The sequence below is a fragment of the Microbacterium sp. EYE_78 genome, assembly GCF_023149035.1.
GTDB lineage: Bacteria > Actinomycetota > Actinomycetes > Actinomycetales > Microbacteriaceae > Microbacterium.
Map to the genome: position 1 here is coordinate 1,242,657 of NZ_JAHXMY010000001.1, position 22,221 is coordinate 1,264,877.

The window sequence follows — 22,221 nt, forward strand, 5'->3', positions numbered from 1 at the left end:
CGGCCGGTTCGCTCCACGTCGTTCAGCCCTTCGCGGCCTTGGCCGCCGCCTTCGCGGCGCGCTTGTGCTCGCGCACCTTCGTGAGCGACTCGGGCGAGACGATGTCTGCGACCGAGCGGAACGAGCCCTCCTCTCCGTAGGCGCCGGCCGCATCGCGCCAGCCGTCGCCGGTGAACCCGTACTGCTTGCCCAGCAGCGCGAGGAAGATGCGCGCCTTCTGGTCGCCGAAGCCCGGGAGCGCCTTCAGACGCTTGAGGACGGTCGGCCCGTCGGGGTCGTCCTTCGTCCAGAGGGCGGATGCCTCGCCGCCCCATTCGTCGACGAGGGTCTGGCAGAGCGCCTGCACGCGCGTCGCCATCGACCCCGGGAAGCGGTGCACGGCGGGCGTCTCGCCGAAGGCGGCCGCGAACTCGTCCGGGTCGGTCCCGGCGATGCCCTCCGCGGTCAGGCCGCCCGTCCGGTCGCGGATCTTCAGGGGGCCGGCGAAGGCCGTCTCCATCGCGATCTGCTGATCGAGGAGCATGCCGATGAGGAGGGCGAGGGGTTCGTCGGTCAGCAGCGCGTCGGCGGCCTCGTCGCCGGTGATGTGGAGGGCCATGCACCCATGTTCCCACCGTCGGAGCGGCGGGGGTGGGGGAGGATGGGGGCATGAGCTCCGATGCCGCGTCCGAACTGATCCGACACGCGCGCAGCGCGCGGGTGGTCGTCGTCGGCGGTGGCGTCGCGGGGCTCGTCGCGGCCCTCGAGTGCGCGAAGGTCGGGATGCAGGTCACGCTGCTCGAGCGCAGCGACCGGCTCGGCGGACTGGTGGCCTCGGCCGAGCTCGACGGCCGGATGGTCGACGTCGCCGCGGACGGGTGGCGCGTCGCCCCCGGCGACTTCGAGGACCTCATCGACGAACTGGGGCTGCGGGAGCGCGTGGTCGGGGCACGTGCGGGCGACACCTGGGTCGCGGGGTCCTTCGGGACGGCCCTGCTGCCCGAGGCATCGATCCTCGGCATCCCTGCGAGCCCGTTCGACGCGCGCGTGGCGCGCATCATCGGCTGGTCCGGGGTCTGGCGCGCCTACCTCGATCGTCTCCGCCCGCCGCTGACCATCGGCGCCGAGCGCAACCTCGGCGCCCTGACGAGCGGACGCATGGGTCGGCGCGTCCTCGAGCGCATGGTCGCGCCGCTCACGTGGGGCATCCACAGCGTGCCACCGGAGCGGGTCGACGTCGATCGCGCGGCGCGGGGGCTGAACGCCGCCCTCACCCGCACGGGGTCGCTCTCCGGTGCAGTCGCGCAGCAGCTTCCCGACGACCGATCCGCCCCGCCCGCCCGCGCCACGCTTGAGGGCGGGATGTCGGAGCTGATCGATGCGGTTTCGGGGCGGCTGGCGGACCTCGAGGTCGAGGTGCGGACCGGCGTCGACGTGACCGCGATCGACCGACGGGTCGCCGGTTTCGCGGTCGAGGCGACGGGCCTGGACCCGGATGCCGGGGGCGAGCCTGTGGAGGCCGATGCGGTCATCGTCGCGACGCCCGAACCCGCCGCGCGGCGGCTGCTCGCGCCACTCCTCGCGGACGCGGGGGGCCCGCGGCTGTCGCCCGCGGACCTCGACGTCGTGACTCTCGTCCTGGACGCGCCCGCCCTCGATGCCCGCCCCCGCGGTCACGCGGTCTACGCGGTGCCGGACACGGCGGCGGCGACCGCCGTCATCCACGCCACCGCCACGTGGCCGCACACGGCAGGCGACCCGCACGTCGTGCGGGTGACGACGCCCGCGCGCGGCGGGTCGGACGCCGAGGTCATCGCCGCGTCCACGGACGCCGCCACCGAGCTGCTGGGCGGCGACATCGGTCGCGTCACGGCCGTGCACCGTGCGACGTGGACGCCCGCGCTGCCCTCCTCCGCGCTCTCGCCCGAGCGCGACGAGCTCCGAGTGGCGCTGCGGCGCGATCCGCGCATCGGGGTCACGGGCGCCTGGATCGACGGCACCGGCATCACCCGCGTCGCCGCGGACGCGAAGACCGAGGCCGAGCGCGTCCGGTCCGCACTGCTGTGGGGCGGGTCCGCCGGCGACAGTGCCTCGGCCTGAGCCGCCTGTCAAGGGTGGATGCCTCGAACGGCATGCGCCGATACGCTGGGGCCTCGGCACCACATCGCTTCGAACGTGAGGAATCGCCATGAAGGGCAAGATCGGAATCGTCGTCGGACTGACCGCGGGCTACGTGCTGGGCGCCCGCGCGGGCCGTCAGCGCTACGAGCAGATCAAGGACGCCTACCTGCGCGTGTACAACCAGCCTGCCGTCCAGAAACAGGTCGCGAAGGTCACCGAGCTCGGCAAGTCCGCCGCCTTCGCCGTGCCGAGCGTCCTGTGGGACGGCGCCGTCAAGGTCACGCGCGCAGCGACCACGAAGGGCACGGCCGGTGAGAAGCTCGACGCCGCCCTCGACGCGTCGAAGGACGCCGCGGAGGACGTGAAGGACGCCGCTGAGACGACCGCCGACGCCGCGTCGGCCAAGAAGTCGTCGTCGAACGGCCGCGCCACCACCGGCGGTGCGACCGGCAAGAAGTCCTCGACCGCATCATGAGCACACCCCGCGGTTTCCGGGATCGCCGCGAGGCGAGCCTGCTCACCCTCGTCGGCGAGCTCCCCGAGCTCGTCAAGAACCTCATCACGGCGGAAATCGACGCCGCGAAGAAGTGGGCGACGCGCACGGGGAAGGATGCCGGCGTCGTCGGCCTCTGGTTCGTCCTGGCACTGTTCGTGCTCTTCTGGACGCTGCCGGCGATCGGGGCATTCACGGTCATCGGGCTGTCGTCATGGATGGCTCCCTGGCTCGCCGCGTTGATCCTCGTCGTCCTCGGACTGCTGCTCGTCGTGATCTTCGCCCTGCTGGGGATGCTCCGCGTCAAGCGGATGAAGAACCGCGAGAACCCCGCGAAGGCCATCAAGGCCGACGCCCAGATCGTGAAGGACGTGGCAGATGAGTTCTGATGTCCCCCGCACCGCCGTCCCCCTCGGGATCAGCGATCCGGTCGAGCGCGCCCGCGCTGAGCTGAAGGCGGCGCTGGCCGCCATCGAAGAGAAGGCGAACGTCCCCAAGCGCGCCGCGCGCGCCACACGTCGCGCCCAGGTCGAGGCCCGCAGCTTCGCCGACCGCAATCCCACCGGAGCGGCCGCTGCCGCGGTCGGTGTGGCGGTCGCCGTGGGCCTCATCGTCTGGGGAGCCGTCCGGCTGTACACCCGCTGACGGGCGACCCCCGGCATCCCGTCCTCTCCGGTCGCCGCGTCGTCGGAGGGTCCGACGCCGGGGGTATGCTCGTCCACAGGCAGCGGCGATGATGCGGATGCTGCCGGCGATGCGGTCCCGAAACGCACGTAGCCGCGTGCTTTCGTCTGTACGTCGGTCGTCTCGCATTCCGGGGTGGCCGACCGCCTACACGAGAGTCGAACCATGAACACATCCGCTGCGGCAGCACCGAAGCCCCTGAAGGGCTGGCGTGTGCTGGTGCCGCGCGGAGGTCCGTGGGGTGACAGTGTCGCCGCAGCGCTCCGGGCGCAGGGTGCGACGCCCGTCATCGCACCGCTCATCAACTTCGCTCCGTCCGAGGACCCGACCGACCTCGAGTCCGCACTCCGCGAGCTGGCTGAGGGCGTCTTCGACTGGGTGACCCTCACGAGTTCGACGACCGTCGATGTCCTGCACGCCTACCGCGCCGAGATCCCGGCGTCCACCCGCGTCGCCGCCGTCGGCGAGACGACGGCCGCCGCGCTCACTGCGGTGGGCTACCGCGTCGACCTCGTCCCCGACGACGACAACTCGGCGGCAGGCATGGCCGCGCAGCTCATCGCCCTCGAACCCGAGCCGACCCGGGTGCTGACGCTTCGCAGCGAGCTCGCCAAGCCGGTGCTGACGCGGCTGCTCGCCGAGGCTGGACACGACGTCCGCAGCGTCGTGGCGTACCGCACCGTGGGGGTGCCGGTCACTGAGAAGGTGGCGGGCGACGTCCGTTCCGGGCGCATCAACGCGATCCTCGTCACGAGCGGCTCGGTGGCGGAGCAGGTGCACGAGCAGTTCCCCGACATCCCCGCCGAGACCGTCATCGCCGCGATCGGTCCGCGCACCGCCAAGGACGCCCGCCGCGCGGGGCTCGGGGTCAGTGTGATCGCGAAGGAGCAGACGGTCGACGGCCTCATCGCCGCGGTCGGGCAGTTCCCGTTGCCCCACGCGATCGACGAGTTCGCACCGCCGACCGGCTCCATCCCCCGCCTGCAGGGCTGACCATGGCCGAGACCGGATCGTTGCCGGGGCGGCATCGGGCCGGGCGGTCCGATTTGGCAGACTGATCCCATGGTCACGCTGCTGCTGGATTCGACGCGCTTGGAGATCGCGCTCTCGTTCACCGAGCGTGCCCTGTCGTTCCGGAAGGACGACGTGCGAGTCGATCGCGCGCACATCCGCAAGGTGCAGCTGGTCGATGATCCGTGGACGTGGCTGCGCGGCGTCCCGACCCCCGGCACGGTCGTGCCGCGGACCATCGCCATGGGCGTCTGGCGCTCGGCGGGCGGCGATGACTTCGTGCTGGTGCGCCGCAGTCGGCCGTCCGTGGTCATCGATCTCGAGGGCGATCCCGAATTCCAGCGGCTCGTGCTGACGACCCGCCACGGACTGGCCCTGGTCCAGGCCCTGCAGCTCGACGTCGACGACCGCGAACCGGTCGACGTCGTCGAGCTCGCCACCACCGAGATCCCGGTCGTCCCCGCCGCATCGCCCGAGGCGACCGGGCGTCCCGGACGTCGCAGGGCGCCCCGTCCCGCGCAGGCCTGACAGGACGCTCGGCGGGCCGAGAGGCGCCTCCCGGTAACGTTGCGCGGGTGAGCGAACCCGCGGCATCCCACCTCATCGTCCGATCGGAATCGAGTGTGGGGCGCATCACGCTCGACCGCCCCCGCGCGATCAACGCCGTCGACGTCGACATGATCCGCGGCATCGCCGAGGCGCTCGATCGCTGGGAGCGCGACCCCGACGTGGCGCTCGTCCTGCTCGACGGCGCCGGTGATCGGGGCTTCTGCGCCGGCGGCGACGTCCGCACGCTCCGCGAGCAGATCCTCGCCGGCGACGAGGATGCCGCGATGGCCTTCTTCCGGGACGAGTACGCCCTGAACGCACGCATCGGCGAGTACTCGAAGCCGATCGTGGTCTTCGCCGACGGCGTCACGATGGGTGGTGGCATCGGCCTGGCGGGGCACGCGGCCGTCCGCATCGTCACGGAGAGGTCGCGCCTCGCGATGCCCGAGGTGCGGATCGGCTTCACCCCCGATGTGGGCGGGTCCTGGCTGCTCGCCCGCGCGCCGGGTCGGCTCGGCGAGTATCTCGCGCTGACGGGCGACTCGATGGATGCCGCGGATGCGATCCACGCCGGCTTCGCCGACCACCTGGTGCCGTCCGAGCGGCTGGGCGACCTGCGGCACGCGCTCATCACGCGGGCCGACCCGCAGACGCCGACCGAGATCGCCCTGCTCTTCGACGACACGGCCGGGTCGTCGCGGCTCGCAGCCGCGCAGCCGTGGATCGACGATGCGTTCGCGGCCGACACGGTCGCGGAGGTGCTGCAGCGGCTGCGCCGGCGCGAGGAGACGGATGCCGCGGCCACGGCGGACCTGCTCGAGACGCTCCCGCCCACGGCGCTGACGGTCACCCTGGCCGCCGTACGATCGGCGCGCCGCCTGCCGGGGCTGCGGGCGGCCCTCGCGCAGGAGTACGGCCTCGTGGAGTGGTTCGGGCGCACGCAGCCCGACCTCGTCGAGGGGATCCGTGCGCAGATCGTCGACAAGGACCGATCGCCGCGGTGGAATCCCGCCGCGCTCGCAGACGTTGCACCGGATCTGGCGGAGGAAGCCCTCGCCTTCACCCCGACCGCCCCGCTCTGGAGCTGATGTGTTCGACAGCCCTCTCTCCGACTCCGCCTACGAGGTGCTCGGAGTCGCCGCCGACGTCGACGACGAGGAGCTGCGTCGCGCCTACCGGCTGCGACTGCGGCAGACCCACCCCGACACCGGCGGCGACGCGGCGCAGTTCGTGCAGGTGCAGCGCGCATGGGAGCTCGTCGGCACGGCCGACGCGCGAGCGGCCTACGACCGCGGTCACGGTTTCGGCGCGACCGCCTCGTACAGCCCCGATGCGCCGGCCTGGCGTCCGCCGACCCGGCCCGCCGACACCCGTCCGAAGGCGCGCTCGTTCGGGCAGCCCGGCGGCTGGCGACGCGAGCGGTACCTCGACCTGATGCGCGAATGGGCCGGTCGCGGCGTGGAGCTGGCCGACCCGTACGATCCGGCCCTCGTGCGTCGAGCCCCGCACGAGATCCGGCGGCTGCTGGCCGACGCCCTCGCCGAGGAGGCGACCGCCCGCATCGTGTCGGAGCTGGGGATGGGGTTCACGATCTGGCACGACGTGGCCGCCGACCCGCGCGACCCGGACGTCAAGCTCGACCACATCGTGCTGAGCCCCAGCGGGCTCTACGCCGTGCTCTCGGAGGACTTCGGCGCGCCGGTCCGTACACGTCGAGGCGAGCTCATCGGCGACGCCGTCGTGGGCGCCCCCGTGGCGCAGCTCGTGCTCGCCTCGCGTGCGCTCGGCCGGGCGGCGAAGGTGAAATTCAGCGCCGCGGTCGTGGTCCTCCCCGACGACGATGTCGCCGTCGTCGCCGAGGAGCTCGGCAAGGTGAAGGGGCTCCCCGTCGTCGTCGTCGCCCGCAGCGCGCTCGCCGGCGTGCTGCGCCGCGGGGTCAGCGGTGCGCGCGAGATCGGCGGCAACGAACTGTTCGACGTGCGCACCCGTCTGCAGCACACCGTCCGCTTCGTCTGAGAGGGGCGGCGACAGGGCGGGTCAGTCCGCGACGCCGAGCAGCTGGAGCGGATGCGTCAGCCGCCACCAGGCGTCGGGGCCGGGCAGGGCATCCTGCAGGCTGACCGGCACGTCGACGCTGCCTGCGGGACCGGTGAGGGTGAGCGAACCGGCATCCGCTCCCGCATCGCGGTCATCGCCGAGATCGACCGACGGCTCGGTCTCGGCCGTCGTGCCGTTCCACAGGATGAGGGATGCGTCGTCGTCGGTGACGACCGGCGTCGCCGCTCCCCACGCGGTCGTCACGGTCGCCACCACGGAGCCGGCGGGGAGGGTCGAGGGCTGGGCGAGCTCGGCCGCCGCGGCGTCGAGCAGACGCGCCGTCTCGGCGACGCGGTCGTCATCGGTCGGCTGCGCCGCGACCGAGACGACCAGCTCGAGCTCGGTGCCCTGCGCCTCGACGCCACGGGTCGCGACGAGGTTGTACGAGCCGAGGTAGCTGCCGGTCTTGAGGCCGTCGACGCCGTCGGTGCCGAGCAGTTCGTTCGTGTTCTCGAACTCGCCCGCCCCGGGGAGCTCCGCCGACGCGGTGGCGACGATCTCGGCGATGACGGGGTTCGCGATCGCCTTCTCGGCGAGGGTGACCATGGCCGCGGGGGTGGCGACGTTGTCGCGGTCGAAGCCGGAGGCATCCGCCACCGTCATCCCGTCGATGCCGTTGTCGGCGAGCCACGCATTCGCCGCGGCGGTGTACTCCTCGATCGAGCCGAACGCGTCGGTCGCCAGGCGGTCGGCGTAGTTGCTCGCCGAGGCGATGAGCATGCCCTGCAGCATCTGATACTCGGTGAGCGAGCCGCCGTCGGGGACGTTCAGCGCGGACTGGTTCTGTGCGACGTAGGTCCAGTACTCCTGGCGGTCGGCGAAGTCGAAGTCGTACGAAGGGCCGGGGTCGCCGACCTCGAGGGGAGAGCGGTCGAGGAGCACCAGGGCCGTGACGAGCTTCGTGGTGCTCGCCATCTGCGCGGGCTCATCGGACGACGCAGCCGTGGCGAACCCGGCGACGCCGACCCCCGCTTCTCCCTCGCCGGGCCACGTGAGGGCCGATGCCGCGCCGCGCAGGGCGGTGTCCTCGGACGCCGTGACCGTCGGCTCGACCGACGACAGCGGCCACAGCAGCATGGCGGCGGTGTACGCCACCGCGAGGGCGACGACCGCGAGTGCGGGGACGGCCACGACGCGGCCGCGCACACGTCGGCGGCGGCGCAGCGGGGGGAGGAGATCGAACGAGGCCGTGGGGGTAGCGCCAGAGGCAGTGAGTCCGTCGACATCCACCCAGCCGAGCGCGATGCGTCCCGTCGTCGACAGGGGCTCGTCCTCGCGGGCCGGACCGGCGGCCGCCGAGCGGTCCACCGCCGTCAGCGCCGAGACCGGCAGCGGCGACGGCTCGCCGAGACGCGAGGTGACGGCATCGTCGGTTCCGAACTCCGCGGATCCGTCGCTGTCGGTGCGCTCCCGCATCTCGCGGCGCGTCAGAGGGGCGTCTCCCAAGGTCACCGACCCACGGTAGCGCGCCGTCGCTGTGGCTATACTCGACGCACACCCACGGGAGTCCGGTGAGCCGGGCTGAGAGGAAGCGATCCACGCTTCGACCGTCGAACCTGATCCGGATCATGCCGGCGCAGGGAGGAGAACGAAATGCACGCTGTCGCGTCCCCGTCCACGCAGACCGAGCGGACGTCCGCTCCCGGCAATCGCTTCCGCTGGCGCGTCGTCGACATCGTCGTCGCCAGTGTGCTCGGCGTGGCATCCGGACTCATCTTCCTGCTCTGGAACATCGGATACCTGGGCCCGAAGACGCTGCTCGAACCGCTCCTGCCCGGTCTCCAGGGACTCCTCGACGGGCCGTGGCTCTTCGCCGGTGTGCTCGGCGCACTCATCATCCGCAAGCCGGGCGCGGCGATCTACACCGAGACCCTCGCCGCCGTCGTCTCCGCCCTCGTCGGCAACACGTGGGGCGGATTCCTCACCATCGAGGCGGGTCTGGTGCAGGGGCTCGGCGCGGAGCTCGTCCTCCTGCTGTTCCTCTACGGGCGCTTCAGCCTCCCGGTGGCGGTCCTGGCGGGAGCCGGCGCCGCACTGGCCGGTGGCATCAACAACCTGATCCTCTGGTACGCGGGGGCCGACGCCGCCTTCACGGCGGTCTACCTCGCCTCGACGATCCTCTCCGGTGCCGTCATCGCGGGGGCGCTGTCCTGGTTCCTCGCACGCGGACTCGCCGCGACCGGCGCCCTCGACAGGTTCGCGATCGGGCGCGATGCGCGCAACCGTGTCTGAGGGATGACGCAGCCCGCCGCGGTCGAGGTCCGCTCCTGGGGATGGCGCCACGCGTCACGACGCGCGTGGGCCGTGCGGGGAGTGGACTTGACGATCGCGCCGGGCGAGCGTGTCCTGCTCCTCGGGGCGTCCGGTGCGGGCAAGTCGACGCTGCTCCACGGCCTGGCCGGCGTGCTCGGCGGCGCTGACGAGGGGGAATCGGAGGGCACGATCCTGCTCGACGGTGACGCCGCTGCGGCAGGTCGCGGTCGCGCCGGTCTCGTGCTGCAGGATCCGGACTCGCAGGTGATCCTGGCCCGTGTGGGTGATGACGTCGCCTTCGGTTGCGAGAACTTGGGTGTGCCGCGCGACGAGATCTGGCCGAGAGTCGATGCGGCGCTCGTCGACGTCGGGCTGGACGTGCCGCGGCACTGGCCCACCAAGGAACTGTCGGGCGGGCAGAAGCAGCGCCTCGCGCTGGCCGGCGTCGTCGCGATGCAACCCGGGCTCGTCCTGCTCGACGAGCCCACAGCCAACCTCGACCCCGACGGTGTCGTCGAGGTGCGCGACGCCGTCGCGCGGCTGCTCGACGGGCACGGCACGACCCTGGTCGTGGTCGAGCATCGCGTCGACGTCTGGCTGCCCGTCGTCGACCGCGTCGTCGTCCTCGTCGGAGGCGGATCGCCTGGCGTGATCGCCGACGGCAGGCCCGCGGAGATCCTCGGTGTCCACGGCGAGCAGCTGGCGCGGGCAGGCATCTGGGTGCCGGGGCATCCGCCCCGCGAGCCGGGCGCCCCGGCGTCCGCGCCGGGGGAGCTCCTCCTGTCCGCGCGGGACCTCGCGGTGCAGCGGGTCGCGGGCCACCCGATCGCCGACGGCATCGACCTCGACGTGCGTGCCGGAGAGATCCTCGCGGTGACCGGGCCGAACGGGGCCGGGAAGTCGACGCTCGGCCTGACCCTGGCCGGACTCCTTCCCCCGGCATCCGGCGAGCTGCGTGCGCAGCCCACGCTCGCGAACGGCATCGGTGCGCGACCGATCGACTGGTCCTCCCGAGAACTGCTTACCCGCATCGGCACCGTGTTTCAGGAGCCTGAGCATCAGTTCCTCTCGCGGACGGTGCGCGCCGAGCTCGAGGTCGGGCCGAGGGCACTCGGGATGCCGGCGGAGGTGATGGATCGGATCGTCAACGACCTCCTGCGCCGGATGCGGCTGGATCACCTCGCCGCGGCCAACCCGTACACGCTGTCGGGCGGAGAGCAGCGCCGACTCACAGTCGCCTCGATGCTCGCGACAGCGCCGCGGGTGCTGATCCTGGATGAGCCGACCTTCGGGCAGGATTCCACGACGTGGGCGAGTCTCGTCGCGCTGCTCTCCGAGCTGCGCGACGGCGGGTCCGCGATCGTCGTCGTGACGCACGATCTCGATGCCGTCCGCGCGCTGCACGCGCGCGAGTTCCGACTCCGGGGGCGACCGTGACACTCCTCGACGGGACCGCCAGAACCGGCGCAGTCGCTCGCATCAATCCGGTCGCGAAGCTCGCGGCCAGCGGGCTCATCGCGATTCCGCTGATCTTCACCCTGGACTGGGTGTCCGCCGCAGTCGCGCTGGTCCTGGAGTGCCTGCTCATCCCGTTCGCGGGGCTCCGGTGGACCGAGTTCTGGCTACGCACCTGGCCGGTCTGGCTGGCCGCGCCGTTGACGGCCGTGACCATCGCGCTCTACGGCGAGGCGGATGGCCGCATCTACGTGGAATGGCTGCTGATCGGGGTCAGCGACGGCTCCATCGAACTCGCCGTCGCGACGCTGCTGCGGGTCCTCGCCGTCGCGCTGCCCTCGGTCGTGCTGTTCGTGACCGTCGATCCGACGGACCTCGCCGACGGCCTCGCCCAGATCGTGCGACTGCCGGCTCGGTTCGTCCTCGGCGCCCTGGCGGGCCTGCGGATGATCGGCCTCTTCGTCGACGACTGGCGCTCCCTCGAACTCGCCCGCCGCGCCCGTGGCGTCGCCGATCGAGGGCGACTCGCGCGATTCGCGGGAATGGCCTTCGCGCTCCTCGTGCTGTCGATCCGGCGGGGCTCGAAGCTCGCGACCGCCATGGAGGCTCGTGGCTTCGGCGCCCCGGGGCCGCGCACCTGGGCGCGGACGTCGGTGTTCGGCATCCGGGAGTGGGTGCTCGTGGGGATCGGGGCGGGAATCGCGGCCGTGGCAGTCGCTGCGGCGGTGCTCGCCGGCACGTGGAACTTCATCCTCGGTCCATCCTGATCGCCGCGACTTCACCCGCGCGACCGCATCCGACGCGACGTCCGCACGATCGCCGGTGCGGATGTCGTGTCGCGCGCCGCTGCAATCGACTCCTGCACCGCGGGTCGTGCGTTCGTCGCGCGACCGGGCCGGACGGGTGTCAGAACACGAACGCGAAGCAGATCGAGCGCGGCATCGTCTCGGCGTAGGGCTCGTAGACCGGGATGCGGACGAACCCCATGGACTCGTAGAGCGCGATTGATTCCGGCTGCGGGATGCCGGTCTGCAGGATGACGCGGTCGGCGCCGCCCGCGCGAGCCCGGTCGAGCGCGGCCGTCACGAGCGAACGGGCGATGCCGCGGCCCCGCGCCGACGGGATGACGACCAGGCGCTTGATCTCCCATTCCTCGCCGAGCCGGCGGAGGATCACGTGCCCTGTCGGGCGGTCGCCCTCATCCACCGCGATCAGCGTCGCGACGACCTCGTCCGGGTGCATCGCGAGTGCGCGGGACCGGGCGGCGCGGCGCTCGGCGGGCTCGTCGCCGTGGAAGCCGTCGTAGCGGGCGCCGAGGTCGGCATCCAACTCGTCGCGCAGGGATGCCGCACGGGCGTCGTCCCACGCGACGTCGATGATCCGGGACCCGGTGCTCGTCCGTTCGCTCACCGGACGAGCCTACGTCCGGCCGTCCTCCTCGAGGCGACGCACGAGTCGTCGCGTCGCGGTCCGTCGGAAGGACGCATCGAGCAGCTCGGCGAGCTCGGTCTCGTCCGTGTCGACGAGGTCGATCCCGAGCCACCCGTACGGTCCGAGGTAGGCGGGCGTCCAGAAGCGGGGGTCCTGTCGCAGCGCGGGCTCGTCGTCCGGATCCGGCATCACCATGACGCCGGCGTCATGCCGATCGAACTCGCCCGGCCCGCGTCTCACGGAGCCGCCGAAGTACGCGAAGACCCTGGTGGTGAAGAACGCCGGCCGCCCGTGGCTGATCTTCTCCTGCGCGCCGGGCAGCGCGAGGGCGTGGCGGCGGACGATCGCCAGCAGCGGATCGTCGTCGCGGAACATCAGCGGGTGCTCGGCCACCGCCCCATCATGTCGCGTTCCAGAGGTCGCGGTAATAGGCCAGCCGCTCCTCGTCCGGCTCGACGCCGTACGCCTCGAGCAGCAGTCCGTCCCACCCCGGGCCGTAGTTCCACCCGGTGCTCATCGCCGCGATGGCGATGTCGCCCCAGCGGTCGCCGAGGCCGAGCTGGCCGAGGTCGACGTGCCCGCTCCACCGGCCGTCGTCGCCGACGAGCGTGTTCGGCACGCACGCGTCGCCGTGGCAGACGACGAGCTCGTCGATCTCCGGCGCGACGCGCAACCGCTCGGGCACGACGACGCCCCGTTCGGCCGCGTTCGCGATGCGCGACGGAACGGTCCAGTCGAAGGGGCAGGATGCCACCGGCAGCGACTCGTGCATCGCCCGCAGTCCTTCGCCGACGGCGCGCACCGCGAGCGCGGGCCGCGCGACCCAGTCGGGATGCACCGCCGACCGTCCCGTGATCGCGCGGGTGACGAGCCACTCGGTCTCGCCGTCGTCCCCCTGCTCGACGACGGTCGGGACGCGGATGTACGGCGCCGCCCAGGCCATCCGCTCGGCCTCGTCGGCCATCGAGGTCTCGAGATGGACGGGCCCGATCTTGATGTACCGGTCGTCGTCGGTCGCGAACGTCGTCCCGCCCAGCTTGTTGGTCCACACCGGGCGCAGGTCGGCTCCGCGGGCGAGACGCCGGATGATGGGCGGGACGGGGGCGTCGGGGAGCGGGATCGACATCGCCTCCCATCCTCTCGTCGGATGCAGCGGGGCGACACCCCGGCGCACCGATCGTCGCCCGACGCGCAAGCCCCGGCATCCGTCGCCGTGTCGTGCCCGGGGCGTCGGGCGGCTACCCTGGAGGCATCCCCTGACCGTGGCACCCAGTCGCACGCGAGGCGGGACCCGATACCGTTCGAAGGAGAGCGCATGGACATCGTCGGAGCATCCGCCCTCGTCACCGGGGGCGCGAGCGGCCTCGGGCTCGCGACCGCTCGCCGCCTGTCCGCGCAGGGCGCCCATGTCGTCATCGTCGACCTGCCGTCGTCCGCCGGCGCCGACATCGCGGCAGAGCTCGGCGGCACCTTCGCCGCCGCGGATGTGACGGACGCCGCGCAGGTCGAGGCGGCCGTGGCCGCGGCATCCGCCGTCGCCCCCCTGCGCGTCGCGGTGAACTGCGCCGGCATCGCCCCGCCCGCGAAGGTGCTCGCCCGCGACGGGTCGCCCAACCCGGTCGCCGACTTCGAACGGATCGTCCGCATCAACCTCATCGGCACCTACACCGTCGTCGCGCACACGGCGGCGGCCATGGCTGCGACGGAGCCCACGGCATCCGGAGACCGCGGCATCATCGTGAACACGGCGTCGGTCGCCGCCTTCGATGGGCAGATCGGCCAGCCGGCGTACGCCGCGAGCAAGGGCGGCGTGCACGCGATGACCCTGCCGATCGCGCGGGAGCTGGCGCGCTCCGGCATCCGCGTCTGCACGATCGCACCCGGGATCATGGAGACCCCGATGCTCGCCGGTCTCCCCGCGGCCGCGCAGGAGTCCCTCGGCCAGCAGGTGCCGTACCCGGCTCGGCTCGGCAGGCCGGATGAGTATGCAGCGCTTGTGGAACACATCGTCGAGAACGGTTACCTCAACGGTGAGACGATCCGTCTGGACGGATCGATCCGCATGGCACCGAAGTGAGCGGAGACCCGATGAGCGACACGATCCTGCTGCAGCGCGACGGCGCCCTCGCGCGGCTGACCTTCAACCGTCCGGCATCCCTCAATGCCATGGACTTCGAGATGGGCACCCGCTGGCGCGACCTCGCGCACGAGCTGACGGCCGACGACACCGTGGGTGCGATCGTGCTGGATGCCGCGGGCCCGGCTTTCTGCGCCGGCGGCGACGTCGTGCAGATGGCGACCTCGGGCGGCAGCGGTGGCACGATCACCGAGATGGCCGGTGTGATCCACGACGGCATCCGGACGTTCGTCGAGTCCTCCATCCCGATGGTCGCCTCGGTGCAGGGGGCGGTGGCCGGTGGGGGACTCGGCCTGATGCTGACGGCCGACTACGTCGTCGCTGCGCCGCGGGCCGTCTTCGTCAGCAAGTACGCGAACATCGGGCTGACGCCCGACCTCGGCGTCTCGACCCTGCTGCCGGCCGCGATCGGACAGCGCCGCGCGCTGCAGCTGCTGCTCACCGACACCACGATCGATGCCGCCACCGCGCTCGACTGGGGGCTGGTGGCCGAGGTCGTCGATCAGCCGGGCGACCGCGCCGAACAGATCGCGCGAGCCTGGCTCGACGGCGCGACCGATGCGTTCGGCCAGGCGAAGCGACTCGTGCGCACCGGCGCCCACCGGCCGTTCGCCGACAACCTCGACGATGAGGCGCGCACGATCGGTGCCGCGTTCGACACCGAGGGCTCGAAGACCCGCGTCGCCGCGTTCGCCGCGGCATCCCGTTCCCGTCGCAGCTGACCTCCCGCAGCCGACGCCATCATCCCGCTGGAGAACCCATGACCCTCGCCGGAAAGACCATCCTCATGTCGGGCGGCAGCCGCGGCATCGGCCTCGCGATCGCGCTTCGCGCCGCCCGCGACGGCGCGAACGTCGCCCTGCTCGCCAAGACCGACACCCCGCATCCCAAGCTCGAGGGCACCGTGCATTCGGCGGCCGAGCAGATCCGTGCGGCCGGGGGGCAGGCGCTCCCCATCGTCGGTGACGTCCGCGACGACGGCGCCATCACCGAGGCCGTGCTGAAGACGCAGGGCGAGTTCGGCGGCATCGACGTCGTCGTCAACAACGCGTCGGTCATCGACCTGTCGGGCTCGCTCGATCTCGCGGCGAAGACCTACGACCTCATGCAGGACGTCAACGTGCGCGGGACGTTCATGCTGTCGCGGGCGGCGCTGCCGATGCTCAAGGATGCCGAGAACCCCCACATCCTCTCGCTGTCGCCGCCCCTCAACCTGTCGCCCAAGTGGCTCGGCGCCCACACCGGTTACACCCTCGCGAAGTACGGCATGACGATGGCGACCCTCGGCATGGCCGCGGAGTTCGCGAAGGACGGCGTCGCCGCCAACACCCTCTGGCCGCAGACGACGATCGCGACGGCCGCCGTGCAGTTCGCCCTCGGCGGCGACCGCATGATGAAGGTCAGCCGCACCCCCGAGGTCTACGCCGACGCCGCCTACGAGGTGCTCTGCAAGCCGGCCCGCGAATACACGGGCCAGACCCTCATCGTCGAGGACGTCCTGCGGGATGCCGGTGTGACCGACTTCTCGCGCTACGCCGCGACCCCGGGAACGCCCGACACCGAGCTGTTCCCCGACATCTTCCTCGACTGACCGGTTGACCGGCGGTCGCGGATGCAACGGATCCGGGCCGACACGCCGCGGATCCCGAGCGGATGCCGGGGTGTCGCGCGCGGTCCATTGCATCCGCGTACGGCAGGCCGGGGTGCTACCGGGCCCGACCGCCTCGGCGTATCGTCCCGGCCATGACGGTGACCTCCCTGTTCCCGATCCTCGCGACGCGCGACCTGCCGCGCATCGTCTCGTTCTACGAGCAGGTCCTCGGGGCGACGATCGACTACCGGTTCCCTTCGCCGGAAGGGGAGGGCGACGCCTATGTGAGCCTCCGCTTCGGGGCTGCCGGCGCGCTCGGCGTCGGCTCGGATCCCGACGCGGCACCCGAGGTCCCGCACGACCGCATCGCACTGTGGTTCTACGTCGATGATGTGGATGCCGCGTTCGCAGCCGCCCTCCGCGCCGAGGCATCGGAGGAGCGCGCACCGACAGACATGCCCTGGGGTGAACGGGTCGCGCAGGTGCGCGAACCCGACGGCAACCTCGTGAACCTCGCCGCGCCGCCCCACTGACCGGCGGTCGCGGATGCAACGGATCTGCGCCGACACGCCGCGGATCCCGAACGGATGCCGGGGTGTCGCGCGCGGTCCATTGCATCCGCGCACGCGCGGCGGGCGCACGCGGCGCGGCGCGGGGATCAGACCAGGCCGAGCTTCACGAACGCGTTCCATACCCCGTCGTCGAGCACGTCGGTGGTGACGTTGCCGGCGCGCTCTTTGAGCGCGGGGTCGGCGTTGCCCATGGCGACGGGCGAGCCGACGACGTCGAACATCTCGGCGTCGTTCCAGCTGTCGCCGATGCCGACCGCGTCGGCGGCGTCGAGCCCGAGGATGTCGAGCACCCGCACGATCGCCGACCCCTTGGTCGTGCCGCGCAGACCGATCTCGCCGTTGGAGCCGCCGGGCAGCGGGATGCTGCCGGGGATGACGTGGAAGCGATCGCCGAGGTCGGTCTGGGCTTTGTCGACGCTGTCGGAGCGCTTGCTGATGAACGTGGTCTTCGCGATCGCGTCGAGGTCGGCCTCGGCGACGGGACGGTAGGTGACGATCGGCTTCGGCTCGACGACGTCGGTCTGCCCGAGGCGGCGGGCGTCCTCAAGGTGACGCTTGCGGCGCTCGGCGAAGTACTCGTCGAGCATCGCACCGACACCCTCGCTCGCGTAGACCGCCTGGTCGGACTGCAGGAAGTAGTCGATGTCCTCCGACTCGAAGTAGGCGATGAGCCTGTCGGTGTCCTCGCGGGGCATCGGGTCGGCGAACAGCAGATCGTCGCCGCGGACGGCGTACGCGCCGCCGTTGGTGATCGCACCGTCGTAGCCGATCTCGCGGACCTTGGGGTGGATGTCGCCCGCGGCGCGCCCGGTGCAGAGATAGACGAGGTGCCCGTTCTCGCGTGCCGTCCGGATGGCGGTGATGGTCGAGTCGGCGATGGCCGTCCCGTGCTCCAGGATGGTTCCGTCCACGTCGAGAAAGGCGATGCGCGTCATAGGACCATTCTCCCGGACGCGGATGAACGCCCGGTGCGAGCGGCGGTCAGAGCTGCTTGCGCAGAAAGACCTGCTCGGTGCCGTCGTCGCCCGGGACCCGCTCGCTCTCCTCGTATCCCTCGCGTTCGTACAGGCGCAGGTTCGCCTCGCTGAGCGAGCCGGTGAACAGCTCGGCGGTCGTCGCCCCGGCATCCCTCCCTCGCGCCTCGACGGCGGACAGCAGCGAGGTGCCGAGCCCGGAGCCTTGCTGGTCGGGGGCGATCGCGATGCGCCCGATGAGCAGCAGGTCGCCGTCGACGCGCGCGCGGACGCACCCCACGATGCGCGCGCCGTCGAGGGCGACGCAGCCGAGGTTGTCCTCGAGCTCTGCCCGGACCTCGTCGAGCGTCTGGGTGAGCGGCGGCATGTCGACCGCGTCGTAGATCAGCGCCTCCTGCACGAAGGCCGCCCGCTGCAGGGTGAGCACCTCGCCCGCATCGTCGACGGAGATGGGACGGATGCTGGGGTGAGTCACATCATCCAGCGTAATCGGCGCCCGGCGGGCGGCTGCCGGGCGCCTAGAGTGACCGCATGCCCGACCTGCGCACCGCGATCGCCGATCGGCCGCTCCTCCTCGACGGCGGACTCGGAACGATGCTCGAGACCCGCGGGCACGACCTCGCGGGGGCCCTGTGGTCGGCGGGCGTGCTCATCGACGCGCCCGGCGACATCCGGGAGGTGCACGCCGAGTTCGTCGCCGCCGGTGCCCAGGTGGTGACGACCGCCTCCTACCAGATCGGCTATGACAACCTCGGCGCGGCGGGGTACGACGCGGCGGCCGTGGACGGGCTGCTCGCGCGCTCGGTCCGTCTCGCCCGCGAGGCGGCGGGCGGCCGGGCCCGGGTCGCGGCATCCGTCGGTCCCTTCGGAGCGGTGCGCGCCGACGGCAGCGAGTACATCGGCGACTACGGGCTGACCGTCGCCGAACTCACCCGCTGGCACTGGCGCCGCATCCGGGTGCTGGCAGACGCCGCGCCCGACCTGCTCGCCATCGAGACGATCGCGTCGCCCGCCGAGGTCGAGGCCGTCGTCGCGGCGCTCGACGGCGTTGGCGTGCCCGCCTGGATCGCCCTATCCGCCGCGAGCACGGCGTTCGATCCCGCGGGGATCGCGTCGGCCCTCGCCATCGCCGCCTCCGGGGCGGAGGTCGTCGCGGTCGGGGCGAACTGCTGCCCACCCGAGCTCATCCCCGCCGTTCTCTCGCACGTGCCGGCCGGGGTCGCCGCCGTCGTCTACCCGAACAGCGGAGAGCGGTGGGATGCGGCATCCCGGACCTGGCGCGGCGAACCCGGGTCCGCCTTCACGGCTGTCGACGACTGGGTGGATGCCGGTGCCCGCCTCATCGGTGGGTGCTGCCGCACGACGCCCGCCGACATCGCGGCGCTCGCCGCCCGGCTCGCTGGTCGCGGGAACAGCGATGCGGCCGTGGCGAACCACGACCGCATCGGAGGTTGAATCAGCGCGAGAGCGACGCGCCGTTGGTGCGGATGACCTCGGCGTACCAGTCGAACGACTTCTTCTTGAAACGATCGAGCGAGCCGCTGCCGTCGTCGTTCCGGTCGACGTAGATGAAGCCGTACCGCTTGCTGAGCTGGGCGGTCGACGCCGAGACGAGGTCGATGCAGCCCCAGGTCGTGTAGCCCATGAGGTCCACGCCGTCGGCGATCGCTTCACCGACCGCCTCGAGGTGGGCCTGCAGGTAGGCGATGCGGTAGTCGTCGACCACGGTCTGCACACCGTCGACCTCGACGAGCTGGTCCTTCGCGCCCAGGCCGTTCTCGACGATGAACAGCGGCTTCTGCCAGCGGTCCCAGAACTGGTTGAGCACGAGGCGGAGGCCCACGGGGTCGATCTGCCAGCCCCATTCCGACTCCTTCAGCGTCGGGTTCTTGACGCCGCCGAAGAGGTTGCCCTCGCCCAAGACGCGCTTCGACTCGTCGGTCGTCTCGCAGATCGAGGAGTAGTAGCTGAACGACACGAAGTCGACGGTGTTCTCCTTGAGGAGCGCGCGGTCCTCGTCGGTGATCTGCAGCTCGACACCCTGCTCGCGCAGGCTCCGCAGGTAGTAGCCGGGGTACTCGCCGCGCACGTGGATGTCGCCGAAGGCGAGGTTCACGCGCTCGGTGGTGAGTGCTGCGAACACGTCGTCGGGGTTCGGCGTCAGCGGGTAGACCGGCATCGACAGCACCATGCAGCCGATCTGCGCGTTCGGTGCGAGCTCGCGGGCCACCTTGGTCGCGAGCGCCGATGCCACGAGCTCGTGGTGGATCGCCTGGTACAGGTCCGTGGGCGACAGCTCGTCCTTCGGGGTGTTGATCCCGCCCGACATGAACGGCGCGTGCACGATCGAGTTGATCTCGTTGAAGGTCAGCCAGTACTTCACACGCGCGCCATAGCGCGAGAAGAGCGTCCGCACGTAGCGCTCGTAGAACCCGATCATGTCGCGGTTGACCCAGCCGTCGTAGGTCTCGGCGAGGTGCAGCGGGGTCTCGTAGTGCGAGATCGTGACGAGCGGCTCGATGCCGTGGCGCTCGAGCTCGTCGAGGACGCGGTCGTAGAAGGCGAGGCCGGCTTCGTTGGGCTCGGTCTCATCGCCCTTCGGGAAGATGCGGCTCCACGCGATCGAGAACCGGAAGGTCTTGAAGCCCATCTCGGCGAAGAGGGCGATGTCCTCGGCGTAGCGGTGGTAGAAGTCGATGCCGACCTGCTTCAGGTTGTCGTCGGTCGGGCCGGCGCTCCGCGGGGTCATGATGCCCTGCGGCATCACGTCCTGGATCGACAGGCCCTTGCCGTCTTCGAGGTACGCGCCCTCGAGCTGGTTCGCGGCGGTCGCGCCGCCCCAGAGGAAGCCGTCGGGGAACGAGATGGTGCTCATGAGTCGCTTTCGTGTCGTGTCGTGTGTGTTCCAGGGGGACGAGGGGATGCCGGGTGCCGCCGCTTCGGGTGCGGCGGCACCCGGCATCCGGATCGGGTCAGGCCGTGACGGCCGCGGACTCGACCGAGACCGCCGTGAACAGCGGGTCGCCGTGACCGATGGGACCCGAGGCGCGGTCGGTGATCGCCGGGTAGAGCTCGCCGTTGGTGACGACGATCGGCGTGGTCAGGTCGTAGCCCGCCCGCTCGATCGCGTCGCCGTCGAACTCGACGAGCAGGTCGCCCGCCTTCACCTGCTGGCCGGTGGTGACCTTGACGTCGAAGTGCTGCCCACCGAGCTTCACGGTGTCGATGCCGATGTGGATGAGCACCTCGGCGCCGTCCGCGTGGCGCAGTCCCAGCGCGTGACCGGTCGGGAACGCGGCGGCGATCGTCGCGTCGAACGGGGCGTACAGGGCTCCGCTGCGGGGGAGAATCGCGACGCCGTCGCCGAGCGCGCCCTCGGCGAACGCGGCATCCGGGGTCTCGGAGAGCGGCAGGACGGTGCCGTCGATCGGGCTCAGGACGACGAGGTCGTTCTCAGCGGTCGCCGGGGTGGGCGCGGCATCCTCGGCGGGCTCGACGAAGCCGATGATCACCGTGAGCAGGAACGGGACGATGATCGCGACCGCGAGGCCGAGGGCGAGCATGACCATGTTCCCGTTGCCGAGGAGCGCCGGAAGGGCGAGACCCGAGGGGACCACGAAGGCCTTCGCGAACACGCCGCCGAGACCGATGATCGCGCCGCCGATGGCGCCGCCGACGATGCCGAAGGCGAAAGGGCGCTTCAGGGGCAGGTTGATGCCGTAGATCGCGGGCTCTGTGATGCCGGCGAGGAAGCCCGAGAGGGTGGCCGGAGCCGCGAGCGACTTGAGGTTCTTGTTGCGCGCGCGCACCCAGACGCCAGCCACGGCGGCGGCCTGCGCGAGGACGGCGGCGAAGACCGGGCCCACGAGCGAGATCTGGCCCGTGGTCTGGAATTCCAGGGTGAACAGCGGCACGAGGCCCCAGTGCAGGCCGAAGATCACGAACACCTGCCACAGGCCGCCCATGATGGCGCCGCCGGCCCAGGACGCGTTCTCGAAGACCCAGCCGATGCCGCGGCCGAGCCCACCGCCGAGGAGGTCCGAGATCGGGCCGATCACGACGAAGACGAGCGGAACGGCGATCAGCACGACGATCATCGGGGTCATGAAGCGCTTCACGGCACCGGGCAGGACGCGGTAGAGGAACTTCTCGGCGTGGCTCTGCAGCCAGACGATGACGATGATCGGGATGACGCTCGAGACGTAGCTGACCATCGTGAAGGGGATGCCGAAGAAGGTGAGTCCCGGCTGGCCGACGAGGCCCGCCACCGTCGGGTAGACGAGGGCGCCGGCGATGGCGAGCGAGGTCCACTCGTTCGCCTTGAAGTAGCGGGCCGCTGTGATCGACAGGGCGATCGGCAGGAAGTTGATGAACGCGTCGGACAGGGCGTTGAGGACCGCGTACGTCGACGTGTCGGTCGCGATCCAGCCGAAGGTGACGGCTGCAGCGAGGAACGCCTTCAGCAGACCCGTGCCGGCGAGCGCCCACAGGACCGGCGTGAAGATCGCCGAGATCATCGAGATGAAGCGGTTGAAGAGGTTGCCCTTCGGAGCGTCGCTCGCGGCGCCGTCGGCGGAGGCCGCGCCGAGCTTCGAGATCTTGCCGATCTCGGCGAAGACGTCGGGCACGTCGTTGCCGATGACGACCTGGTACTGGCCGCCGGCCTGGGCGACCGTCACGACGCCCGGGGTCGCCTTCACCGCGGCGCTGTCGGCCTTCGACTCGTCCTTGAGGACGAAGCGCAGGCGCGTCGCGCAGTGCACGAGCGAACTGACGTTCTCTTCTCCGCCGACGCCCTTCAGGACGCCGGCCGCGGTCTTCGAGTAGTCCATCGGGACACGCTCTTCCTTGCCGCATCGATGCGGCACATCTCG

General features: G+C 71.6%; 25 protein-coding genes and 1 riboswitch. Of the genes, 16 read left to right on the forward strand and 9 right to left on the reverse strand.

The window, feature by feature from the left end; all coding sequences use genetic code 11:
- Positions 1 to 22: 22 nt before the first annotated feature.
- Entirely contained in the window at positions 23 to 598 is a 576-nt protein-coding gene (locus KZX17_RS05915) for an HhH-GPD-type base excision DNA repair protein (protein WP_248170139.1), read from the reverse strand.
- Positions 599 to 648: 50 nt separating this feature from the next.
- Between KZX17_RS05915 and KZX17_RS05920 the strand changes: the two genes are divergently transcribed.
- The 8 genes from KZX17_RS05920 to KZX17_RS05955 all read left to right on the forward strand — a co-directional run bounded on the left by KZX17_RS05920 (position 649) and on the right by KZX17_RS05955 (position 6,853).
- Positions 649 to 2,079 carry an FAD-dependent oxidoreductase gene (locus KZX17_RS05920; RefSeq protein ID WP_248170138.1) on the forward strand — a complete coding sequence of 477 codons (1,431 nt, stop codon included), beginning with the start codon at positions 649 to 651 and terminating at the stop codon, positions 2,077 to 2,079.
- An 88-nt stretch (positions 2,080 to 2,167) separates the two neighbouring features.
- Entirely contained in the window at positions 2,168 to 2,575 is a 408-nt protein-coding gene (locus KZX17_RS05925; protein WP_248170137.1) for a hypothetical protein, read from the forward strand.
- On the forward strand, positions 2,572 to 2,982 hold the full coding sequence (locus KZX17_RS05930) for a phage holin family protein (RefSeq protein WP_248170136.1): 411 nt from the start codon (positions 2,572 to 2,574) through the stop codon (positions 2,980 to 2,982). The genes KZX17_RS05925 and KZX17_RS05930 overlap by 4 nt, the downstream gene beginning before the upstream one ends.
- Positions 2,972 to 3,238 carry a hypothetical protein gene (locus KZX17_RS05935; RefSeq protein ID WP_248170135.1) on the forward strand — a complete coding sequence of 89 codons (267 nt, stop codon included), beginning with the start codon at positions 2,972 to 2,974 and terminating at the stop codon, positions 3,236 to 3,238. The genes KZX17_RS05930 and KZX17_RS05935 overlap by 11 nt, the downstream gene beginning before the upstream one ends.
- A gap of 204 nt (positions 3,239 to 3,442) precedes the next feature.
- Positions 3,443 to 4,270 carry a uroporphyrinogen-III synthase gene (locus tag KZX17_RS05940; protein ID WP_248170134.1) on the forward strand — a complete coding sequence of 276 codons (828 nt, stop codon included), beginning with the start codon at positions 3,443 to 3,445 and terminating at the stop codon, positions 4,268 to 4,270.
- Positions 4,271 to 4,339: 69 nt separating this feature from the next.
- The gene (locus tag KZX17_RS05945; RefSeq protein WP_248170133.1) at positions 4,340 to 4,816 is read left to right on the forward strand and encodes a hypothetical protein; all 477 of its coding nucleotides are present in this window, start codon (positions 4,340 to 4,342) and stop codon (positions 4,814 to 4,816) included.
- 47 nt (positions 4,817 to 4,863) lie between these two features.
- Positions 4,864 to 5,925, forward strand: coding sequence for an enoyl-CoA hydratase/isomerase family protein (locus KZX17_RS05950; protein WP_248170132.1), 1,062 nt, complete (start codon positions 4,864 to 4,866; stop codon positions 5,923 to 5,925).
- A gap of 1 nt (position 5,926) precedes the next feature.
- Positions 5,927 to 6,853, forward strand: coding sequence for a nuclease-related domain-containing protein (locus tag KZX17_RS05955; RefSeq protein ID WP_248170131.1), 927 nt, complete (start codon positions 5,927 to 5,929; stop codon positions 6,851 to 6,853).
- Between the two features lie 21 nt (positions 6,854 to 6,874).
- On the opposite strand, the gene KZX17_RS05960 is transcribed toward KZX17_RS05955, so the two are convergent.
- Complete coding sequence (locus tag KZX17_RS05960; protein WP_248170130.1) at positions 6,875 to 8,386, reverse strand: hypothetical protein; 1,512 nt, start codon at positions 8,384 to 8,386, stop codon at positions 6,875 to 6,877.
- A 38-nt stretch (positions 8,387 to 8,424) separates the two neighbouring features.
- Positions 8,425 to 8,534: riboswitch (TPP riboswitch) on the forward strand.
- Between KZX17_RS05960 and KZX17_RS05965 the strand changes: the two genes are divergently transcribed.
- The 3 genes from KZX17_RS05965 (at position 8,528) to KZX17_RS05975 (ending at position 11,409) form a co-directional block, all read left to right on the forward strand.
- Positions 8,528 to 9,166, forward strand: a complete 639-nt coding sequence (locus KZX17_RS05965; RefSeq protein ID WP_248170129.1) for an ECF transporter S component — start codon at positions 8,528 to 8,530, stop codon at positions 9,164 to 9,166. It overlaps the preceding riboswitch by 7 nt.
- A 3-nt stretch (positions 9,167 to 9,169) precedes the next feature.
- Positions 9,170 to 10,624 (forward strand): ABC transporter ATP-binding protein, encoded by a 1,455-nt coding sequence (locus KZX17_RS05970; protein ID WP_248170128.1) that lies wholly within the window; start codon positions 9,170 to 9,172, stop codon positions 10,622 to 10,624.
- The gene (locus KZX17_RS05975; RefSeq protein ID WP_248170127.1) at positions 10,621 to 11,409 is read left to right on the forward strand and encodes an energy-coupling factor transporter transmembrane component T; all 789 of its coding nucleotides are present in this window, start codon (positions 10,621 to 10,623) and stop codon (positions 11,407 to 11,409) included. Before KZX17_RS05970 ends, KZX17_RS05975 begins: the two co-directional genes overlap by 4 nt.
- A 139-nt stretch (positions 11,410 to 11,548) precedes the next feature.
- Here KZX17_RS05975 and KZX17_RS05980 read toward each other — a convergent pair whose 3' ends face one another.
- Genes KZX17_RS05980 through KZX17_RS05990 form a run of 3 tightly spaced genes read right to left on the reverse strand, consistent with a single transcriptional unit; the run spans position 11,549 to position 13,199 of the window.
- Positions 11,549 to 12,052 carry a GNAT family N-acetyltransferase gene (locus tag KZX17_RS05980; RefSeq protein WP_248170126.1) on the reverse strand — a complete coding sequence of 168 codons (504 nt, stop codon included), beginning with the start codon at positions 12,050 to 12,052 and terminating at the stop codon, positions 11,549 to 11,551.
- Between the two features lie 9 nt (positions 12,053 to 12,061).
- On the reverse strand, positions 12,062 to 12,466 hold the full coding sequence (locus KZX17_RS05985) for an MmcQ/YjbR family DNA-binding protein (protein WP_308194479.1): 405 nt from the start codon (positions 12,464 to 12,466) through the stop codon (positions 12,062 to 12,064).
- Between the two features lie 7 nt (positions 12,467 to 12,473).
- Positions 12,474 to 13,199, reverse strand: a complete 726-nt coding sequence (locus KZX17_RS05990; RefSeq protein WP_248170125.1) for an aminoglycoside 3'-phosphotransferase — start codon at positions 13,197 to 13,199, stop codon at positions 12,474 to 12,476.
- A gap of 189 nt (positions 13,200 to 13,388) precedes the next feature.
- On the opposite strand from KZX17_RS05990, the gene KZX17_RS05995 reads away from it, so the two are divergent.
- The 4 genes from KZX17_RS05995 (at position 13,389) to KZX17_RS06010 (ending at position 16,334) form a co-directional block, all read left to right on the forward strand.
- The gene (locus tag KZX17_RS05995) at positions 13,389 to 14,150 is read left to right on the forward strand and encodes an SDR family NAD(P)-dependent oxidoreductase (protein ID WP_248170124.1); all 762 of its coding nucleotides are present in this window, start codon (positions 13,389 to 13,391) and stop codon (positions 14,148 to 14,150) included.
- Between the two features lie 11 nt (positions 14,151 to 14,161).
- A complete protein-coding gene (locus KZX17_RS06000) occupies positions 14,162 to 14,932 on the forward strand; it encodes an enoyl-CoA hydratase/isomerase family protein (protein WP_248170123.1) in 771 nt (256 codons plus the stop codon).
- A gap of 38 nt (positions 14,933 to 14,970) precedes the next feature.
- Positions 14,971 to 15,801, forward strand: coding sequence for an NAD(P)-dependent oxidoreductase (locus tag KZX17_RS06005; RefSeq protein WP_248170122.1), 831 nt, complete (start codon positions 14,971 to 14,973; stop codon positions 15,799 to 15,801).
- 152 nt (positions 15,802 to 15,953) lie between these two features.
- Positions 15,954 to 16,334, forward strand: coding sequence for a glyoxalase/bleomycin resistance/extradiol dioxygenase family protein (locus KZX17_RS06010; protein WP_248170121.1), 381 nt, complete (start codon positions 15,954 to 15,956; stop codon positions 16,332 to 16,334).
- 125 nt (positions 16,335 to 16,459) lie between these two features.
- On the opposite strand, the gene KZX17_RS06015 is transcribed toward KZX17_RS06010, so the two are convergent.
- Together KZX17_RS06015 and KZX17_RS06020 are read right to left on the reverse strand one after the other, a co-directional pair.
- Positions 16,460 to 17,308, reverse strand: a complete 849-nt coding sequence (locus KZX17_RS06015; protein WP_248170120.1) for a Cof-type HAD-IIB family hydrolase — start codon at positions 17,306 to 17,308, stop codon at positions 16,460 to 16,462.
- A 46-nt stretch (positions 17,309 to 17,354) separates the two neighbouring features.
- Positions 17,355 to 17,822, reverse strand: coding sequence for a GNAT family N-acetyltransferase (locus tag KZX17_RS06020; protein WP_248170119.1), 468 nt, complete (start codon positions 17,820 to 17,822; stop codon positions 17,355 to 17,357).
- A gap of 56 nt (positions 17,823 to 17,878) precedes the next feature.
- Here KZX17_RS06020 and mmuM point away from each other — a divergent pair, with 56 nt between their 5' ends.
- Positions 17,879 to 18,802: a homocysteine S-methyltransferase gene (gene mmuM, locus KZX17_RS06025; RefSeq protein ID WP_248170118.1), complete on the forward strand. Its 924-nt coding sequence runs from the start codon at positions 17,879 to 17,881 to the stop codon at positions 18,800 to 18,802.
- Position 18,803: 1 nt separating this feature from the next.
- Here mmuM and KZX17_RS06030 read toward each other — a convergent pair whose 3' ends face one another.
- Positions 18,804 to 20,222, reverse strand: coding sequence for a glycoside hydrolase family 1 protein (locus KZX17_RS06030; protein WP_248170117.1), 1,419 nt, complete (start codon positions 20,220 to 20,222; stop codon positions 18,804 to 18,806).
- Positions 20,223 to 20,319: 97 nt separating this feature from the next.
- Positions 20,320 to 22,179: a beta-glucoside-specific PTS transporter subunit IIABC gene (locus KZX17_RS06035; protein ID WP_248170116.1), complete on the reverse strand. Its 1,860-nt coding sequence runs from the start codon at positions 22,177 to 22,179 to the stop codon at positions 20,320 to 20,322.
- Positions 22,180 to 22,221 lie beyond the last annotated feature (42 nt).